At 42.3% G+C, this 17,272-nt stretch carries 17 protein-coding genes; 3 read left to right on the forward strand and 14 right to left on the reverse strand.

Translation table 11 applies throughout. From position 1 onward, the window contains the following. Window position 1 precedes the first annotated feature (1 nt). From H8B19_RS10270 to H8B19_RS10330, 13 genes are all read right to left on the reverse strand, one after another. Window positions 2-355, reverse strand: coding sequence for a cupredoxin domain-containing protein (locus tag H8B19_RS10270; protein ID WP_186506796.1), 354 nt, complete (start codon window positions 353-355; stop codon window positions 2-4). An 11-nt stretch (window positions 356-366) separates the two neighbouring features. Next, the gene (locus H8B19_RS10275) at window positions 367-2,610 is read right to left on the reverse strand and encodes a heavy metal translocating P-type ATPase (RefSeq protein WP_186506797.1); all 2,244 of its coding nucleotides are present in this window, start codon (window positions 2,608-2,610) and stop codon (window positions 367-369) included. Between the two features lie 89 nt (window positions 2,611-2,699). After that, the gene (locus tag H8B19_RS10280; RefSeq protein ID WP_186506798.1) at window positions 2,700-3,125 is read right to left on the reverse strand and encodes a MerR family transcriptional regulator; all 426 of its coding nucleotides are present in this window, start codon (window positions 3,123-3,125) and stop codon (window positions 2,700-2,702) included. A gap of 247 nt (window positions 3,126-3,372) precedes the next feature. Continuing rightward, the gene (locus H8B19_RS10285; protein WP_186506799.1) at window positions 3,373-3,789 is read right to left on the reverse strand and encodes a hypothetical protein; all 417 of its coding nucleotides are present in this window, start codon (window positions 3,787-3,789) and stop codon (window positions 3,373-3,375) included. A gap of 84 nt (window positions 3,790-3,873) precedes the next feature. Then, a complete protein-coding gene (locus H8B19_RS10290) occupies window positions 3,874-4,338 on the reverse strand; it encodes a YybH family protein (protein WP_186506800.1) in 465 nt (154 codons plus the stop codon). A gap of 7 nt (window positions 4,339-4,345) precedes the next feature. Beyond that, window positions 4,346-5,245 carry a copper resistance D family protein gene (locus H8B19_RS10295; RefSeq protein WP_186506801.1) on the reverse strand — a complete coding sequence of 300 codons (900 nt, stop codon included), beginning with the start codon at window positions 5,243-5,245 and terminating at the stop codon, window positions 4,346-4,348. A 19-nt stretch (window positions 5,246-5,264) separates the two neighbouring features. Next, window positions 5,265-5,618, reverse strand: a complete 354-nt coding sequence (locus tag H8B19_RS10300) for a copper resistance CopC family protein (protein ID WP_186506802.1) — start codon at window positions 5,616-5,618, stop codon at window positions 5,265-5,267. Window positions 5,619-5,693: 75 nt separating this feature from the next. Further along, window positions 5,694-8,834, reverse strand: a complete 3,141-nt coding sequence (locus H8B19_RS10305; protein ID WP_186506803.1) for an efflux RND transporter permease subunit — start codon at window positions 8,832-8,834, stop codon at window positions 5,694-5,696. Window positions 8,835-8,850: 16 nt separating this feature from the next. Continuing rightward, entirely contained in the window at window positions 8,851-10,581 is a 1,731-nt protein-coding gene (locus H8B19_RS10310; RefSeq protein WP_186506804.1) for an efflux RND transporter periplasmic adaptor subunit, read from the reverse strand. Then, complete coding sequence (locus H8B19_RS10315) at window positions 10,581-11,966, reverse strand: TolC family protein (protein ID WP_186506805.1); 1,386 nt, start codon at window positions 11,964-11,966, stop codon at window positions 10,581-10,583. The genes H8B19_RS10310 and H8B19_RS10315 overlap by 1 nt, the downstream gene beginning before the upstream one ends. After that, window positions 11,963-12,454, reverse strand: a complete 492-nt coding sequence (locus tag H8B19_RS10320) for a DUF411 domain-containing protein (protein ID WP_186506806.1) — start codon at window positions 12,452-12,454, stop codon at window positions 11,963-11,965. The genes H8B19_RS10315 and H8B19_RS10320 overlap by 4 nt, the downstream gene beginning before the upstream one ends. 105 nt (window positions 12,455-12,559) lie before the next feature. After that, window positions 12,560-12,940, reverse strand: coding sequence for a CopL family metal-binding regulatory protein (locus H8B19_RS10325; RefSeq protein WP_186506807.1), 381 nt, complete (start codon window positions 12,938-12,940; stop codon window positions 12,560-12,562). Between the two features lie 355 nt (window positions 12,941-13,295). Continuing rightward, complete coding sequence (locus H8B19_RS10330; RefSeq protein ID WP_186506808.1) at window positions 13,296-13,841, reverse strand: recombinase family protein; 546 nt, start codon at window positions 13,839-13,841, stop codon at window positions 13,296-13,298. A 660-nt stretch (window positions 13,842-14,501) separates the two neighbouring features. On the opposite strand from H8B19_RS10330, the gene H8B19_RS10335 reads away from it, so the two are divergent. Then, complete coding sequence (locus tag H8B19_RS10335) at window positions 14,502-14,936, forward strand: hypothetical protein (RefSeq protein ID WP_186506809.1); 435 nt, start codon at window positions 14,502-14,504, stop codon at window positions 14,934-14,936. A 93-nt stretch (window positions 14,937-15,029) separates the two neighbouring features. Here H8B19_RS10335 and H8B19_RS10340 read toward each other — a convergent pair whose 3' ends face one another. After that, window positions 15,030-15,221 carry a hypothetical protein gene (locus H8B19_RS10340; protein ID WP_186506810.1) on the reverse strand — a complete coding sequence of 64 codons (192 nt, stop codon included), beginning with the start codon at window positions 15,219-15,221 and terminating at the stop codon, window positions 15,030-15,032. A 236-nt stretch (window positions 15,222-15,457) separates the two neighbouring features. On the opposite strand from H8B19_RS10340, the gene H8B19_RS10345 reads away from it, so the two are divergent. Beyond that, window positions 15,458-15,832 carry a hypothetical protein gene (locus tag H8B19_RS10345; RefSeq protein WP_186506811.1) on the forward strand — a complete coding sequence of 125 codons (375 nt, stop codon included), beginning with the start codon at window positions 15,458-15,460 and terminating at the stop codon, window positions 15,830-15,832. A gap of 176 nt (window positions 15,833-16,008) precedes the next feature. Further along, on the forward strand, window positions 16,009-17,151 hold the full coding sequence (locus tag H8B19_RS10350; RefSeq protein ID WP_186506812.1) for a hypothetical protein: 1,143 nt from the start codon (window positions 16,009-16,011) through the stop codon (window positions 17,149-17,151). Window positions 17,152-17,272: the final 121 nt, after the last annotated feature.

Raw genomic sequence — 17,272 nt, forward strand, 5'->3', positions numbered from 1 at the left:
CCTACACCACCTTGAGAACACCGCGATACATCTGCATTTGGCAGTGAAAGACATGTTCGCCCTGTGGAATATCTGAGAGGTGAATTTGCGTCACATCATTAAGTTTCAATTGCTCACTGATATCTAATGTGGGAATAAGTAGCGTCTCAGAACATGGCGATTGATCTTTCCGCAAAAACTTCAATGTTATGGGTTGGCTTGCGTTTACTTGAATTGCTGACGGTGAATACACGCCATCTTTTACTTCTATTAGCACTTCATTATTATTAGCCAACGTTTGATTAGGTTTGTACAGCCAAAACCACCAAATAATCAGTGCTATAATGGCAATACCAAAAATATTAAAAATCATCATAAAATTTCTCCTTAATGGTCCTGAGCCTTGAATAAGCGAAGCCGATTTGCATTCGACACAACAGTCAACGAAGAAAATGCCATAGCGGCCCCAGCAATGACCGGGCTTAATAGCAAACCAAAAAATGGATAGAGCACGCCAGCAGCGAAAGGAATACCAGCCACGTTATAAACAAACGCACCAAACAGATTTTGTTTAATATTGCGCAATGTTGCTTTACTAACAGCAATTGCATCTGCCAAGCCATGTAGAGAGCCGCGCATAAGGGTGATATCTGCACTTTCAATCGCAACATCTGTACCTGTTCCTATGGCAAAGCCAACGTCTGCCAACGCAAGCGCCGGGGCATCATTAATCCCATCCCCCGTCATGCCTACTATTTCTCCCTGCTCCTGAAGTTCCTGCACTTTGTTGGCTTTGTCTTCGGGCAATACTTCAGCAAAAAATTCGCTTATCCCCGCTTTATTTGCCACCGCTGCGGCAGTTTCTTTATTGTCACCTGTTAACATGATGACTCGGATACCATTGGCTTGCAGGCGTTTGATGGCAGAAATGGAGTCTGATTTTATCGGATCGGCCACTGCAATGATGGCTGCCAGTTGTCCATCTACTGCGAAATACATCGGGGTTTTGGCTTCTTTGGCCAGAGCTTGTGCTTTATCGGTGTACTTGCCTAAGTCCACCTGTTTTTTTGCCATGAGCTTGCTGTTACCAAACAACAAGGCTTTTCCATCACAACTGGCTTCGACTCCCATACCCGTAATGGCATTAAATGCCTCAATCTTAAGCAGCTCGATATCTTGCTCTAAGGCACTTTCCACTATCGCCATAGCCAAAGGGTGTTCGGAACCACTTTCCAGACTGGCAGCCAGTTGCAGCACCGTATTTTCATCACTGGCATTAGCTAAAATAATGTCAGTGACTTTGGGTGTACCTTCCGTAATCGTCCCGGTTTTATCCAGTATCATCGCAGTGATTTTTGATGCAGTTTGTAGCGCTTCGCCATTGCGAATAAGCACGCCCGCTTCAGCGGCCTTGCCAACCCCCACCATCACTGACATCGGCGTGGCCAAGCCTAATGCACATGGGCAGGCAATTATCAGTACTGTGGTTGCTGAAACGATAGCAAATGCCAGTGCTGGCTCTGGCCCAAAGTTCAACCATGCTAACGCACTGAGCACAGAAACAATCATGACAACAGGAACAAAATAGGCAGATATCACGTCCGCTAAGCGACCGATAGGCGGTTTTGAATTCTGTGCTCGTTTGACCATCGAGATGATTTGGGCCAGCGCGGTATCTTTACCCACTCGTGTCACTTTGAATAAAATCATGCCTGACTTGTTGAGGGTCCCCGCGACTACTTCATCTTCTAACGTTTTTTCAACGGGCATGGGTTCACCCGTGAGCATTGACTCATCAATCGAGGTATGACCTTCAATAACGACACCATCAACGGGAATTTTCTCGCCGGGTCTGACTTTGATAACATCATTGAGCAGGACTTGATCAATTGCGATCTGAACCTCTTTATTATCCCGAATGATCGTTGCAGTTTTCGCCTGTAATCCAATTAAGCGCTTGATGGCTTCCGATGTTTTTCCTCTGGCCTTCAGTTCCAGTGCCAGCCCCAGATCGATTAAGCCAATAATCATGGCTGTCGCTTCAAAATAAACGTGCCTTGCCATTAACGGCACGGCGTCAGGTATAAATACAACCAACATCGAATAGAGCCACGCGGTGCCCGTACCAAGAGCAATCAGAGTATCCATATTGGCAGAATGATTTTTAAAGCTCTTCCACGCACCAATATAAAAATGCCTGCCGGAAAAGAACATGACACCAAGCGTTAGCAGGCCAACGACTAACCATGACAATCTCTCTGTATTGGTCTCAACCGTCATTTCACCGACAACAATGCTATAGATCATTAGGGGTACACCTAGCAGAAGCGCAATGAAAGTATCCCGCATCAACTTTTTGTAATAGACCCAATCTGCGGCTTCTTTTTCATCAACAGCATCAGTGTAAGGATTATCTTCAAGTGGCTTGGCGTTGTAACCAACAGACTCTACGGCTTTAACCAATGACTGAGTATCCGTTGTACCCGATACAAGCACGGTTCTGTCCGCAAAATTCATCTCTGCACTCTGCACCCCCGGTGTCTGCTTCAAGGCTGCTTCTATTTTGCCGACGCAACTGGCACATCCTGCGCCTTCTATTACTAATTGTTGCTCTGTTACTGCTGCGCTCATTGTGTTCTCCTTTTTCTCACATTCCGAAGATTTCTTTGTAGACTGACAACAACAACTTTTTTGAGAAAAAACATCTGCGTTAAACTCTGTCATTTCCTGTCTTCCTCTAAAGCTGTATGTTCAAACCCTTCTATCAAATGACATACCATGTGTGGGGTTGGGGCTTTATCTTCCATTAATTCCCATTTACTTACTGCCAACGTCATTTTTTCGCGGAGTAATAGCATTGCTTTAAACTGTCTTTCTGTTTCTGCCAGTCTTTCTATAATTAAGGTTCTAACCAGAGGACAAGCCGTTTTGCCATGATCTGCTTCACCAAGAATTTGTTTGATATCATCAACCGAAAAACCTAATTGTCTTGCGCTTAATATGAACTTCAATCTGGAAACGTCTTTCGTTGAGTAAAACTTATAGCCATTGTCAGATTTGCCCGGATTGATAAACTTTAAGCGTGTGTAATAGCGCACAGTGTCTGGCGTAGTAGCCAACGCTTTTGCAATCTCTTTTACCTTCATAGTTACTCCGCTGTCTTTCACCTAGGTTTATACTCTCACCTTGAGCATAGACCTGTGCCTAAGACACAGGTCAAGCAGCATTTTATAGTTTCAGTTAATCTTCTGAACTCGAAATCAATGTATTCATCCCCCGCTAACGCGAAGCGACCATTGATTTGCGGCTTGTTTGCTAATCAATTCTTTTAATTAATAATTTTTGTATTTTTCAACCCGGAATTGGCGTAAAAAAGACGCACCAATCCTGTGATTAGCTAATTTTGGGGGGATGATAGGGAGGTGAATGGATACCAGCCAATGGATTAATTTTCAATTCAAAAAATGAATCCAGATTAGCGTTCTTGTTTTGTAGCCAATAACTTTCTGTCGTCAGGAAATTCTGCAAATGGAAAGCCGTACAAAATCCACCTTTACAACAAGAGCACTGTCCTGATTGACATTTCTGGCAATCCATTTCCGTTTGTTCGTGTTCTGAAATCAGATCAGAGATATCCATATGGGGAGAGTGCGTTTTATGAGTAGAAAGTGTTGTTGCTTTATCAACTTGTGTCGTAGCGGTTGATTCAACATGACCTTCACATTTCACAAGCTTTGCAATAGCAAAACTGTGCTGTGTTAGCAGCACGGTTATTAACGCTATATTTAACCACCGAAAAATGTGAAACATGCAAAATCCACCACTTATCATAAGGATATACTAGCAAATACCCAGACACTCTTCTTGATATGGATCAAGTTTTACTCAGCCGTCTTAATTTGACCAATGAATATGAATGATTTTCCAACTTCCTTTTTGCAATTCCAGTATCATGGTTTCCATACTTTCATAGTCACGTTCTTTGCCTTTATAAACACCTTTTGTATGACTTCTTGAAATCGAAATGGCAGTTGTTCCAACAACCTCTACCTGATGCTCTAGCGTTTGACTATCCACTGCGCTTAAATACGCCATATCAGCTAACATATGGTGCTGAGCGTATTCGAGCGCACTTCTCTCTACGCCACCGCCTTCAAAAATTGTTACATCATCAGCAAGTAAATCTTGTGCTTGTTGCTTACCTCCTGATTTCAATGCTTCATGAAAGGCAACTACAACTTTTGCAGCAGGAGAGTCTAATCCCTTGAATAGCGCATCATTTTGATGTTTATCACCATGCGCAAATACAATGGAACTAAATGTAGCAACGGAAAAAAATAAGGCCGTTATAATTTTCATTTTTATCTCATTTTAAGGACGCTGGACCAACAACTGAGGTTAGCGCAGCAGTTACCAACAATATGGCAAAAGCAATCATCATTTCTTTTGTGATAGATTTTGACAATAACTGTCTGCCGGTTCTATTTTTAAGTTCTGGAACAAGTTTTAATTTGTGTCTGGCCGCGATAGCCAAAATGCAAATGACCAAACTTAATTTCAAGAGTAAGACTTGGCCATAGCTTGACTTGAGCAAGTCATCGAAACTATTGACGAGTTGAGTCACCAGAATCAAGCCCGCTATGAATAACAAGCTCACCAGCACAGATGCTTGTCTTCCAAAGCTTTCCATGACATTCAACAATTTGTCGTCGCTTAAATAATTGCAGGCAAGTTTTAGCGGATACAATGCGCCAAACCACCACGCCATTACGAGTACATGAAACATTAATAGTAACTGTTTAATGAAATTAAGCTCGGAGACATGCCCTAATAAGATAAAGGAGTACGCCAACACCAAGACAATTGCCATCATCAATGCGTACTCAATATAATGCTTATGCTTGGCTGATTGAGAGGTAGAAGATACTGAAATGATTGCTAAGGCAGCAAGCAGTCCAAGTCCCCGCATTAAAGTAGTATCGCCTATAGCCATACTCCACATAATACTGACCATGTCAGGATCAAATGCGCCTTGTATTCCATCTTCTGCCATTGCACCTGTCGTAGCAAAAAACCAAACGAAAGTTGCAACAATAGCGAGTATCACAAATGCAGTCGTCAATTTCCGATAATTGACATTAACTGCTGATTTAGACTCGGTAAGGTTGCTATACGCAAAAAATGTATATCCAGCCACTGCCGCAAACCCCATATAAAACATCAATTTGGATATCACTATCACAGTATTCCAGATATACATTTCCATTATCATTTTCCCTCTTAAATTAATGCACCATGAAGCTGAAGCTTTCTTTCATTTTATGCCCATCAGCACCCAGCATGATTAATTCGACTTGGTAGTGAGCAGGACTCAGTTTTGGCAAGCTCCATGAAAAATGAGCAGCGGCTTCCTTTGGTGGTGTAAAATCAAAGTCTACTTCATCCCCTTGCTGGTTTTTTAAGACCACTTTAATCAGTCTGACTTCCTTACTGAAACTGACTGCTAGCTCACTTGGACTTTCCATTAGCATCGCATTATCAGCAGGTACACTGGATTCAATCTCAATACCTTCATGAGCCATAGCGATACTGCTGAACAGCAACCCCAAAACTGCAACCGACTTAATTAATGTTTTCATTTTTACCTCTTTTGTATATGAACCTATCGTATAGAAAAATCTTGTTTCGCTTTGTTTACGTTAAAGTATGACCACTTAATCTCCTTTTTGTGGAAGTGCCTTGATGGAAGGCAAGCGCATTAGAAAATAAATAGCAGGCAGTACAAGCAGCGTCAGTACAACGGCACTTGCCATTCCACCAACCATTGGCGCTGCAATACGACTCATAACCTCAGAGCCGGTGCCGGTGCCATATAAAATAGGTAGAAGACCAACGATAATGGCGGCAGCGGTCATCATAACCGGGCGCACGCGCATGCCTGCCCCATCCAGAACCGCCTTTCGCAATTCCTCAATGTCAGGCGACCGATTTTCTGCCAAGCAACGAGCTTTGAGTGCGTTAATAGACTGATTGAGATAGACCAACATAATGACGCCTATCTCTACCGCCACACCTGCCAGTGCAATAAAACCGACTCCAACAGCAACCGAGAAATTGAATTCTTGCAGATACATCAACCAAATGCTGCCAACCATTGCTAATGGAAGCGTCCCCATAATGACAGCGACTTCGGCGACATTTCTGAAGTTCAGATACAGCAAGACAATAATGATGGCGAGAGTCAGAGGCACAACGTAGGTTAGTTTCGCTTTTGCCCGAAGCATATATTCATACTGACCTGACCAGTTTAATGAGTATCCGGCAGGCAATACTAATTTGTCGGTTACGGCTTGTTGCGCTTGTTGTACATAACTGCCGATATCGACACCATCAATATCGACAAATACCCAACCATTAATCCGGGCATTCTCACTTTTGATCCCCGGAGGACCGTCTTCTACGTACACTGACGCGACGTCCGCTAAGGCAATGCGCATACCATTGGGTGTCACTATGGGTAATCGGGATAATTGTTTGGGTGAATCCCGGTAGTCTTGCGGATACCTCAGGTTGACCGGATAGCGTTCCTGCCCTTCGACGGTTTGAGTCACATTCATCCCACCTATCGCAGAGGCAACTACCTGCTGGACATCAGCAATATTCAGTCCGTATCGGGCGGCGTTTTCACGGTTAATATCGACTTTTAAATAGCGCCCTCCGGCAACCCGCTCAGAGTAAACCGATGCCGTCCCCGGCACATCTGCTAGTATGGTTTCAAGTTGTTTACCAATATCCTGAATCGTACCGAGATTAGCTCCTGCTATTTTTATGCCCACAGGGGTTTTAATTCCCGTTGCCAGCATATCAATGCGCGTTTTGATGGGCATCACCCATGCATTAGTGACACCGGGGAATTTAACTAATTGATCAAACTCTTTTTTAAGACTTTCCGTTGTAACGCCATCTCGCCATTCAGATCGAGGCTTAAGTTGAATGAAGGTCTCGATCATAGTTAGTGGTGCCGGATCGGTGGCTGTTTCAGCGCGGCCTACTTTACCAAACACAGTTTCAACTTCAGGAACAGTTTTAATCAGTTTGTCGGTTTGCTGTAATAGCTCTCTCGCTTTGCCAATCGAAATACCCGGATATGTCGTTGGCATATACATCAGATCCCCCTCATCCAGTGGCGGGATAAATTCGCTGCCAATTTTATTGATGGGCCAAAACCCGATCACAGTGACCCCAATTGCAACCAGAATGGTTGATTTGGGAAATCTGAGCACAAAGTTCAATAGCGGCACATAAGCAGCAATGAGCAGCCGATTAATAGGATTTTTATGTTCGGGCAGGACTTTACCTCTGATGAAATAGCCCATTAACACTGGCACAAGCGTAACGGCCAATGCCGCAGATGCAGCCATAGCGTAGGTTTTTGTAAAGGCTAAGGGGGAAAACATCCGACCTTCTTGTGCCTCCAGTGTGAAAACCGGAATAAAGGACACCGTAATAATCAGTAGCGAGAAAAACAAAGCAGGTCCGACTTCGCTGGCGGATTCTGCGACAATTTGCCAACGGTTTTCTTTAGTAAGAGGGGTTTTCTCCATATGCTTGTGCATGTTTTCAATCATAACAATTGCGCCATCGATCATGGCCCCGATGGCAATAGCAATACCGCCCAGAGACATAATATTGGCGTTAATGCCCTGTAGGTGCATGATGATAAATGCCGCCAATATGCCAACCGGTAAGCTGAATATAGCCACAAGTGAAGACCGCACATGAAAAAGGAACACCACACAAACCAAGGCAACGACTACAAACTCTTCCAGTAGTTTATGCCAGAGGTTTTCTACTGCTTCTCCAATCAAACCTGAACGATCATAGACAGTGACAACTTCAACCCCTTCAGGCAAACCTTTTTGCAACTCTTTGAGCTTGGCTTTGACACCATCAATGGTCTTTTGCGCATTTTCACCAAAACGCATTACCACCACACCACCAACGACTTCACCCTCACCGTTTAGCTCGGCAACGCCTCTGCGCATTTGTGGTCCAAGGGTAATTTGCGCCACATCACCAATGGTTAGTGGTGTACCTTGTGAATTGATTCCCAATGGAATGGATTCAATGTCTGAAATATTCTTGATATAACCAGAGGCGGTTACCATGTATTCGGCTTCTGCCATTTCAACTACTGATGCACCAGTTTCCTGATTACCGCGCTTTAATGCCATCTGGATGTGACTTAGCGGTATGCCGTAGGCTCGCAATTTATCAGGATCGACCTGAACCTGATACTGCTTAACCATGCCTCCCACCGCAGCTACCTCAGATACACCGGGTACAGTCTGCAATTCGTATTTGAGGAACCAATCCTGAATGCTACGTAATTGACTTATATCGAGCTGGCCGGTTCTGTCCACTAAGGAATATAGGTACACCCAGCCCACCCCCGTCGCATCAGGACCTAACTGGGGTCTGGCATTTTCTGGCAGAGAAGGTGCAACCTGACTAAGGTATTCCAATACCCGGCTTCGTGCCCAATAGAGATCTGTGCTCTCATCAAAGATCACATAAACAAAAGAATCGCCAAAAAATGAATAGCCCCTGACCGTAACGGCACCGGGTACGGATAACATTGCTGTCGTCAGAGGGTACGTCACTTGATCCTGCACCACCTGTGGTGCTTGACCGGGATAGTTGGTTTTTATGATGACCTGAACGTCAGACAGATCGGGAATGGCATCGACAGGGGTGTTCTTTAACGAAAACAGACCCACACCAATTAAAATCAATGTGGCCAGAAGGACAAAGAAGCGATTACCTATCGACCATCTAATGATTGATTCGATCATAGTTGTCTCCCATTAATTAATGTGACGAATGATCAACAGAGCTATGCTGTTGAACGTCGTTGTCATGGGAGATATTGGTGATAGTCAGATCATCTCTTACTTCAAAAGTAAAGGTCACCTTATCACTCGCTGCGATGTTGGATAGGTCAATATCATCCGCAACGTGGAAATCCATCGTTGCAGCCTCTCTATTCCACTTATCAATAGGGCCGCGACTTATATTCAAAATACGGCTTCTTCTATCAATAGCGTTAACCACACCCGATACAGTAGCAGAGGGGATTTCAGGCTTATCCATAATATGAACGCCAGTTATCTCAAACCCGTTACCATTTTTTTTACTCACTTCAAAATGTAAGGATTGTCCGGCTTCAAGTGCCTTGATATCGACACTTTCAGCAACGTCAAAATCCATTGTCATTGCAGGCCAATCCCAAGCTTCAGCAGCTTGGTGGGTGATATTGACCATACGGTGAGCTGCCATGACACTATTGATTTCACCTTGCATCCAAATAGAATTGGGTACTTCATCGTGAGTCATACGTTTAAAATCGGAGCTTTTACTCGATTCTGAGTCAATTAGGAATTGTGCAGAGGTGACAACCTTATCGTCTTGATTGAGTCCGCTCAGAATTTCGATATTATCTGCACCTTCTCGTCCTAAGGTCACTGCAATAGACTTGAACTGGCCTTCACCCAACGCCAGCACTACACGATCCTGTTTACCCGTTCTGATAACCGCCTCTTTGGGCACGAGCAGAGCATTACCGCCCTGACTGGTATGAATTGTGATTTGTGCAAACATGTTTGGTTTAAGTTGATAATCTGCGTTGTCAAATTTAAGCCGAACACGTAAGGTTCGATTTTTACTGTCGAGTGTTGGATAGATGTAATCAACAGCTCCTGTCCACTGTTTCCCCGGCAAATAGTCGAGTTTCATTGATACTGGCAGACCTTGTTGAACTAACCCGGCATCACGCTCAAAAACTTCAGCTTCAACCCACACTTGATCCAGCACTCCGATACTCAATAAAGTTGTACCCGGTTTAACATAGAAGCCTTCCCTGATGTTTAAGCCATCAACAACGCCAGCTTGTGGGGAGTTAAAGGTGATGTTCTGTTGTACTTTTCGTGACCTCTCCAGTTCGGCGATAAATTGAGAGGATAATTGCAGTGCTTTCAAGCGCTCTTTTGCCGCAGCGATCAAAGAAGTTTCATTGCGTTTTAGTGCTATCAGTAACTCTTCCTGCGCATTGACTAACTGAGGTGAGTAAAGCGTGTATAAGGGTTGATTTTTTTCTACCGGATCTCCAGCCGCTTTCACATACAATCTCTCTATCCAACCTTCTACACGAGGATGAATGTGAATTAATTTATCCTCGTCGTACTGAACATAACCGACTGTTGATATCTCAGTCTGCATTGGCTTCATCTCAACCTTTGCAGTGCGAACACCAAGATTGTTTACCACATTCGGGGATATTTTTATTGCACCGGGGCCAGCATCATCACTGGATGTTGCATCTTCATAAACCGGGATTAAGTCCATACCCATAGGCGATTTACCGGGTTTATCACGACGGTAATTGGAATCCATTGGCGCGACCCAATATAATGGCTTTTTTTGCTCCGAATCATTCGCAGAATTCTGATTGGTGTCATCATAACTTTTGAAAAAGCTAAGCCCTCCTGCACCTAATACCGCGCCAATAATCGTTGCAACAATAAGTTTTTTATTTAAGAACATTACTCTTCTCCAAATTGGTGGTTGCGCCCAACATGGTTATTGCCGGTGGATTGGGTCAGGAAATAATTAATGCGGGTAATCGCTTTGAGTGTGTCCACTTCAATTTGAAGTGATGATATTTTGGCATTCAATTCGGCGATTCTGGATCTCACTACTTCGGCAAAATCGCCATCATCGTTGGTATAGGCTGTTAAAGCTGCCTCTGCTTGGTCATGAGTTTGCTTGAGCAACAGATCGTTATAAATGGATTGCCTTTGTGAAAGGCGCTTAAGCTGTTGCAACTCCTTATCAATTGCACTTAGCATCTTTTTAACTAGTAGCAATTTTTCGGTTTTAACCGCTTCAGACTCCGCTATTGATGCAGCCACTTCTTTATCTTGCTTATTCTCGGTAAATAGTGGTAAATCAAATGTGACACCAACTGAAAATAAATCGGCCCTCCCTTCACCACTTTGCATATTGTCCCGATAACCGTAACTCGCATTAACTCCCCATTGGGGCTTGTACTGCTGTTTAGTCAGAGATATTCCTTTATCCGCTACTTCTTGCTCCACATCGATTGCGAGTATTGCAGGGTGTGCTAATAACTCATTAGCTAATGCATTGCGCGAGTAATTATTAGCTTCAACAAGTGCAGGGGTTGTCAGTTTTACGTGTGGCAACTGTTCAGAAACGCTAAAGGCCGATGTCTGACGATCAAAGTCGTAGGTCTGATTCAAATCGTCACTGTTGTAGATCACCAGCCATTCATTTAATCGAGCAATTGCAGATTCAAATTTCTGCTTTTCTGCGGTCAATCTGTCATCAAGCTGAACGATTTCTAATTGAGCACGGATCACATCCTGTTGCCTTATCTTACCGATGACGTTTGAGTAACTTGCCTTAACCACGTCAGCCATTTGCTCAAATAACCCGCGCTCTTTCTCAATCAGCCTGATTGTTTGCTGTGCAAGATATGCATCAAACCAAAGCTCAGAAACTGATTGTTTGATTTTTGCGCGTCTGTCTTCACGTAGAAGGGGAAACTTAGTTGATGCCGTTTTTAGTCTGTCCTGCTTAATTTCCAGACTGTCTCCTCTGGGGAACATCTGCGATATACCGACTTTGAACTGAGTCATACCCTCTTGGTTGAAGTTCCATGTATCTGTCGGTAAATTAGCTAAGCCAAGGGATATCTGAGGGTCGGGTAACGATCCAGACGCAATACTGCGCTCCTCTAAAGCAGTTTGCTTAAGTTTATTGCCGTGCTGCCAAGGATCATTTTGCTGTGCAATAGCAATGGCCTGCTCCAGCGATATAACTTGCTCTGCTCTTACGTTTAAGGATAAGAGGCCACAAGCTACAGCAATTGATAGTTTCGACAAAATGGCTAATTGTTGCTTCATTCAAACTGCTCCTCAAAAGTATTTACTTCTGCATACGCTTTGCTCGATCCATCTTTAAACAGGATGAGAACGGTATACGGCTTGAATTGATCCCCCATTTCCATACCGGGGGAACCAACTGGCATAGCAGGAACAGATAATCCTATAGCGTCAGGATGTTCCTCTGACATGAACTGTTTTATAAATTTCGCTGGAACGTGCCCCTCGAATGCAAAACCATCTCTCGTAACTGCCGTATGACAGGAACGATATTTAGCAGCTATCCCGTATTCGCTTTTGATGTTGCTGATAATTTGAAAATCCTTTGAATATGCACGGATTCCCTCATTCGCAATGTGTGATATCCATTTTTTACAACACCCACAGGTAGGTGTTTTATAAACCAATAGTTCTAAAACTTGGTTTGTCTCAACTTGCTCATTAGAACTTGCAAACAAAGGAAAAAGCAGCAACATCAATGCAGCTTTATGAAGTCGTTTTTTAAACATTTTTTGCCCCCAGACATTGCTGGAAAATATAGGTGTTAATGCACCTATTTAATAAACAGGAAGTAATATTGGTAGTGCGTGAATTGAGGACGCACTAATCCCGTGTCAGGCAAAAATTGGTGGGCGATATAGTGAAGAAATAATTGAGACTGGTTGTTGGTGGTATTGAACAACGGCTTTTGCGTTTGTTGTAATGACATCGGCTATATTAATTGATGTAAACAACATGGGAGCAGATGTGCAACCACTGGCTGGGCACACACAACCCGTTGCGTTACAGCAATCATCAGATTTGGAATCGCCTGTTTTGCTCATATTCTGCTCCATCGAACCGTGCTCCGTCATAGAGCAGTGCTCCTTCGAAACATGAGTTTTGTGCAGACTAACCATCATTTCACAAGACATAGCACTAGAAGCCCATGCCTGCCCTACAAAGGCAACAAGCATAGCTAAAATAACTACGAATCTTGAAATGGGTTTATGCATCTAACAAACCTTTAATTGCTCACTGACCACTATAAAACATTTTAAACAGCAGGTAAACAGTAAAGACTAGATTGGCACTATAGAATAACGACTTCACTTTTTGTGTTGGAAGATTTCTTCGAGATTTGACCTAGCCTTCAAACGTGACTGTTTAAAATTAACAGCTAATGAATTAACTATTGCTGTATCTTCATCATTATATATTAAAGAAGCTTTTATTTAACTTAAATGATAGTGTTCTTTTACCGATAAAAGTGGCATTTTGACTAAAGTCATTTAGTTTGCCTATGAATTAAACTTTTCTATATTGAAGAGCTTCCGATTTATAGCTACAACTCGGTGCTCATTTATTCTACTAATCTAAATATTTATAAATTGTTGTTCGACTTACATTAAAGTGCTCAGCAATTTCACTAATACTAATTTCATTGCTTGCTGCTAGTGCTTTAGCTTTCTTAACATCTTCTTTTGACAACAAGGGTTTCCTTCCGCCGACTCGGCCTCTGGCACGAGCGGCAGTTAGTCCACTTTTAGTTCGTTCGATGATGAGTGAGCGTTCGAATTGAGCTACGGAAGCAAAAATGTGGAAGATAAGTTCCCCGGATGGACTGCTTGTATCAATATTTTCCGTTAGAGAAACAAATTGAACGCCACGTTCTTTGAATAACTCAACTAGTGCGATCAGATCTTTTATTGAGCGGCCTAGTCGGTCTAATCGCCAGACAACGACTTTATCTCCCTCTCTCATGCTGTCCACCAATCTATCTAATTGTGGGCGCACTTTTGATGTTGCCGAAACTTTCTCTTCAAACACTCGTTCACAACCGAATTGTTTCAACGCATCAATTTGAAGTGCCGGGTTTTGATCATTTGTACTTACTCTTGCATAACCTATAATCATCGCAAAACGTACCTTAAATTTACATAGATAAGTTAACAAGTTTGTGAACAATTTGTCGAGCGAAATCTGAACAAGATGAGATATACATGAAGATGTACAGAAAACGGAGGTTTTATGGACACAACAGCGAAAAATAATTTGTACCAATTTTCAAATAAATTGATACATGTCTGTTGCGAAACGTATTTGGGAAATATTGGATAGAGGACTGTATTCTTGAGGGGTAGATTTACCTGTCATACTTTGCGATATGGAGCACTGGCGGGTTTTAGTTTGTCTTTACAAATGCCTTCGAATCGGGATTCTGAGGAACTGCGTCTTACTCCTAAGCCTTCTTTCACAAGCTGTTTGTGGCATTCTTGCCCAAACTTTTTACTCTTTTCAATATCTTCATAGCTAATGCTCATTATTGTCTACTTAATTTAGGGGTTAACTTCCAGTTTTTAAAGTTACGGTGTAACCAAGTGCAAAGCTTGAAGATTTTAATTAAAAGTTACTTCTACTTTACTTATTACTGTCACACTAAATCAAGTCCCCATCTAAGTTACATTGTAACCAACATCATTAGATATCAACTTTGAGTGATTTATTTCACCACATTCATTGTCGGGTCATTCATTCTTACTAAAATAGTTACATGGTAACCATCTAGGTGATTCAATGAGCGAAGACTTTCAACAAGCAAGGGCAAGAATAGTTGATAAGCATAAATATGAGCTTTATAGGCAGTATTTTTCTCAGGGAAATCGTTTTTTACGGGATCTCGATAGTCATGATGCGATGTGTGGCTTTTTTAAAGACAGCAGTAGTGCAGACAACACTCAGGAGCAGAGATACAAGTTGCATTTGATTGTTATTGAATTATCCCTTGAAGATTACAATCGAATCCAAAGCTGGATGAAGACTAAGCGATATCGTGAACGAAAAGCTAAACTCGGAGCAAAGCAGGTATCTATAACTTTAGATCGCGACCGTTTCGAAGAACTAAAGCGGTTACAAGCTAGACTGGATTGCGAAACTTATAACGATTTAGTCAAAGAGCTAGCTAGGCGTTACAATGTAACCAATAAGCAGGCACGCAGATGGAACAGGTGAAAACATGCTGTCCCTTTCGAATCAAGTGACACTAGGGCTAGTGAGTGATTAATAATGGAAATTAAACAAAGTTTATAGTTACAGTGTTACCTATCAATCGTCATTCATCTCAACATCCGAATAATCAGCAATTTGAGAATAAAATGGATGCGTCTCGAATGTGTAAACTTTATCAGAAACTTGTTTGGCAGCAATTTCATGCTCTATCTTAAAACTAACACCAAACTCTTCAAGTTCTGCGAGAACTTCGGATAAGTGTGGGTATTTTTCATTGGCTTGAGTCATAAGACCCCCTTTATGCTTCAACTTAAATAGTAGCTACTCCCTGTCTGTACTGCAATTTAGTTGGCTTTTGATACTAATTCCTAGCAATAGTGAGTCAGGAATTTATAATACCCGCGTGTAGCGACGAGCTGCACGTTACCATCTAAACGAAGTCGATTCACTCGTCAGACAAACTGAATGGCAATCTGTAATCAGCCGACTAGCGCGATGGGCTATCTGCTGACAGCAGGATACCTATGTCTGTTACCTTTGATAAAACAAAGCTTCTTTCAAATATAAAAAGGCAAACTCTACGGTTAGAACGAAGACTGAACCTTCCAAAAAATCAAGCGCACGAATTGCTTGCCAATCACTTTTACAATGAAATTGCTATTGCAGACGTAAGACGGAAAATTTCTAACGGAAACTATGAAGGCAGAATATTCTTAGCCGCTGTATCTCCAGATGCCAGCAAAGAAATTCTTGAAAAGTTTGTTGAGTCATTCGGTGAAATTGTCGTTTCTTTATCACAAAGTTCGATCTGTGAAACCGGTGAAATTGGAATAAATGATTTAGTGCTTGAAGTGTTTTCATTAGATAGTGAAGTAATAACTGGCATTGGGAAAAATTAAAATTTAAATTTTCGGATACGATTGCTATTATTCATCAGGGTTGACTAGACAGCCCGGACCTGCCCTTCTAGTAAGCTGGCCGAAGTCGATGCATCTAGACAATTTATTTACGTTAGTAGCTCAAGCTCAGGCAGGTGTTTTTGTTACGTCTTTCAAAAAATGAGAGTAGCGTAAGTATGTCTGACAATAATTTATCAAAAAATATATTCCTCCAGAGCAAACGTGCTTCAAAGCTGTTGGATCTCCCTCTAAGCAAATCTAAAGACCTCATTGCCAAAGCAATTTATCAGTCTCACGACTGGGAGGACTTAAATAAAAAGTTAAAAAGCAACAGTCTTAAGTCAACAGTATTCCCCTTTGCAAAGATCCATCCAAACTCAGATAAAAAACTGATTTGCTTTCTTGAGAACAATATCGGAAATCTGTTGGAGCGGTTTTCTAAGTTCTTGTTGACGCCGGTAAGTCCTCTTCCTCTGTTAGATCTAATTTGGAAAATTTTTGGTTTTTCGAAACGAGGCAACCTGTCCCAGTGCGAACCACATATAGTACTAAATAAATGGCGACAGGTTGCCGACATTTGTGACCAGCATGATACTGTGATCTACAGCACTTGTAAGATCAATAACGTGACCTACAAGGTCGTACTTGCCAGAGCGGTTTCAGCTTGTTCATTTGCAAACAACACAGTGAATGAAGTACGAGAGTTGAAGGAAGAGTTCTCTAAAGCAAAATTAGCGCCGCTAATGTGGGCGGGATTTGATAATTGGCAACATGCTGTAGATGTCTATTTTAAATCCGTTGATTCATCACCTGACGCTTTCCAAGCAGCATTTAAGCCGGTTTTTAGCCAGAGGAACCGAATTCAGAAGAAGTTTGAAGATCAGTTCAGCGCGTGTTTGGAAATTGTTCTTGATGAAAATCTGATGTCGCCGCTTGAGCTAATAGAAGCCAACGAATGTATGTATTACGCCATTGGATACCCAATAAACGATAGCACTGAAAAGGTTCCGGCTGGTGAGCTTTATTTAACCGACGACCATATCATAAACGGAAAATGTGTCATTGGATTGGCAGACAACATCTTGTGTATTGAACTTATTGAACTCAACGAGCGCTTCGAGAGGGTTGACACTCAAGATGAATATTACTCTTCACTGTCAGACGCCATGAGAGAATTTGAAGATTCAATCTATAGCCCAATAATCATTGCCGGAAAGCATTTTGAGGCCTATATACGGCCTTGCACAGCGATAGAGTATGATAACTACTTCAGATACCCATTGTTTCGTAGTTCTGAGAAGGATGCTGTTTCAGGCTAACGATTAACACCTCTTCAAGATAACACTTCTCCCAGATTTATCGGGTAAGAATATTTGACAAAAATCAGCTAGATGCGTTCAATGGGGTGTGGGTATTTAAATATAATAAAAGGGAGTGATT

This window comes from Neptunicella marina (genome assembly GCF_014270035.1).
Lineage (GTDB): Bacteria > Pseudomonadota > Gammaproteobacteria > Enterobacterales > Alteromonadaceae > Neptunicella > Neptunicella marina.

Excerpts from the sequence above, each read along its gene's own strand:
- H8B19_RS10270 (WP_186506796.1), bottom strand. The coding sequence starts at position 355 with ATGATGATTTTTAATATTTTTGGTATTGCCATTATAGCACTGATTATT.
- H8B19_RS10275 (WP_186506797.1), bottom strand. The coding sequence starts at position 2,610 with ATGAGCGCAGCAGTAACAGAGCAACAATTAGTAATAGAAGGCGCAGGA.
- H8B19_RS10280 (WP_186506798.1), bottom strand. The coding sequence starts at position 3,125 with ATGAAGGTAAAAGAGATTGCAAAAGCGTTGGCTACTACGCCAGACACT.
- H8B19_RS10285 (WP_186506799.1), bottom strand. The coding sequence starts at position 3,789 with ATGTTTCACATTTTTCGGTGGTTAAATATAGCGTTAATAACCGTGCTG.
- H8B19_RS10290 (WP_186506800.1), bottom strand. The coding sequence starts at position 4,338 with ATGAAAATTATAACGGCCTTATTTTTTTCCGTTGCTACATTTAGTTCC.
- H8B19_RS10295 (WP_186506801.1), bottom strand. The coding sequence starts at position 5,245 with ATGGAAATGTATATCTGGAATACTGTGATAGTGATATCCAAATTGATG.
- H8B19_RS10300 (WP_186506802.1), bottom strand. The coding sequence starts at position 5,618 with ATGAAAACATTAATTAAGTCGGTTGCAGTTTTGGGGTTGCTGTTCAGC.
- H8B19_RS10305 (WP_186506803.1), bottom strand. The coding sequence starts at position 8,834 with ATGATCGAATCAATCATTAGATGGTCGATAGGTAATCGCTTCTTTGTC.
- H8B19_RS10310 (WP_186506804.1), bottom strand. The coding sequence starts at position 10,581 with ATGTTCTTAAATAAAAAACTTATTGTTGCAACGATTATTGGCGCGGTA.
- H8B19_RS10315 (WP_186506805.1), bottom strand. The coding sequence starts at position 11,966 with ATGAAGCAACAATTAGCCATTTTGTCGAAACTATCAATTGCTGTAGCT.
- H8B19_RS10320 (WP_186506806.1), bottom strand. The coding sequence starts at position 12,454 with ATGTTTAAAAAACGACTTCATAAAGCTGCATTGATGTTGCTGCTTTTT.
- H8B19_RS10325 (WP_186506807.1), bottom strand. The coding sequence starts at position 12,940 with ATGCATAAACCCATTTCAAGATTCGTAGTTATTTTAGCTATGCTTGTT.
- H8B19_RS10330 (WP_186506808.1), bottom strand. The coding sequence starts at position 13,841 with ATGATTATAGGTTATGCAAGAGTAAGTACAAATGATCAAAACCCGGCA.
- H8B19_RS10335 (WP_186506809.1), top strand. The coding sequence starts at position 14,502 with ATGAGCGAAGACTTTCAACAAGCAAGGGCAAGAATAGTTGATAAGCAT.
- H8B19_RS10340 (WP_186506810.1), bottom strand. The coding sequence starts at position 15,221 with ATGACTCAAGCCAATGAAAAATACCCACACTTATCCGAAGTTCTCGCA.
- H8B19_RS10345 (WP_186506811.1), top strand. The coding sequence starts at position 15,458 with ATGTCTGTTACCTTTGATAAAACAAAGCTTCTTTCAAATATAAAAAGG.
- H8B19_RS10350 (WP_186506812.1), top strand. The coding sequence starts at position 16,009 with ATGTCTGACAATAATTTATCAAAAAATATATTCCTCCAGAGCAAACGT.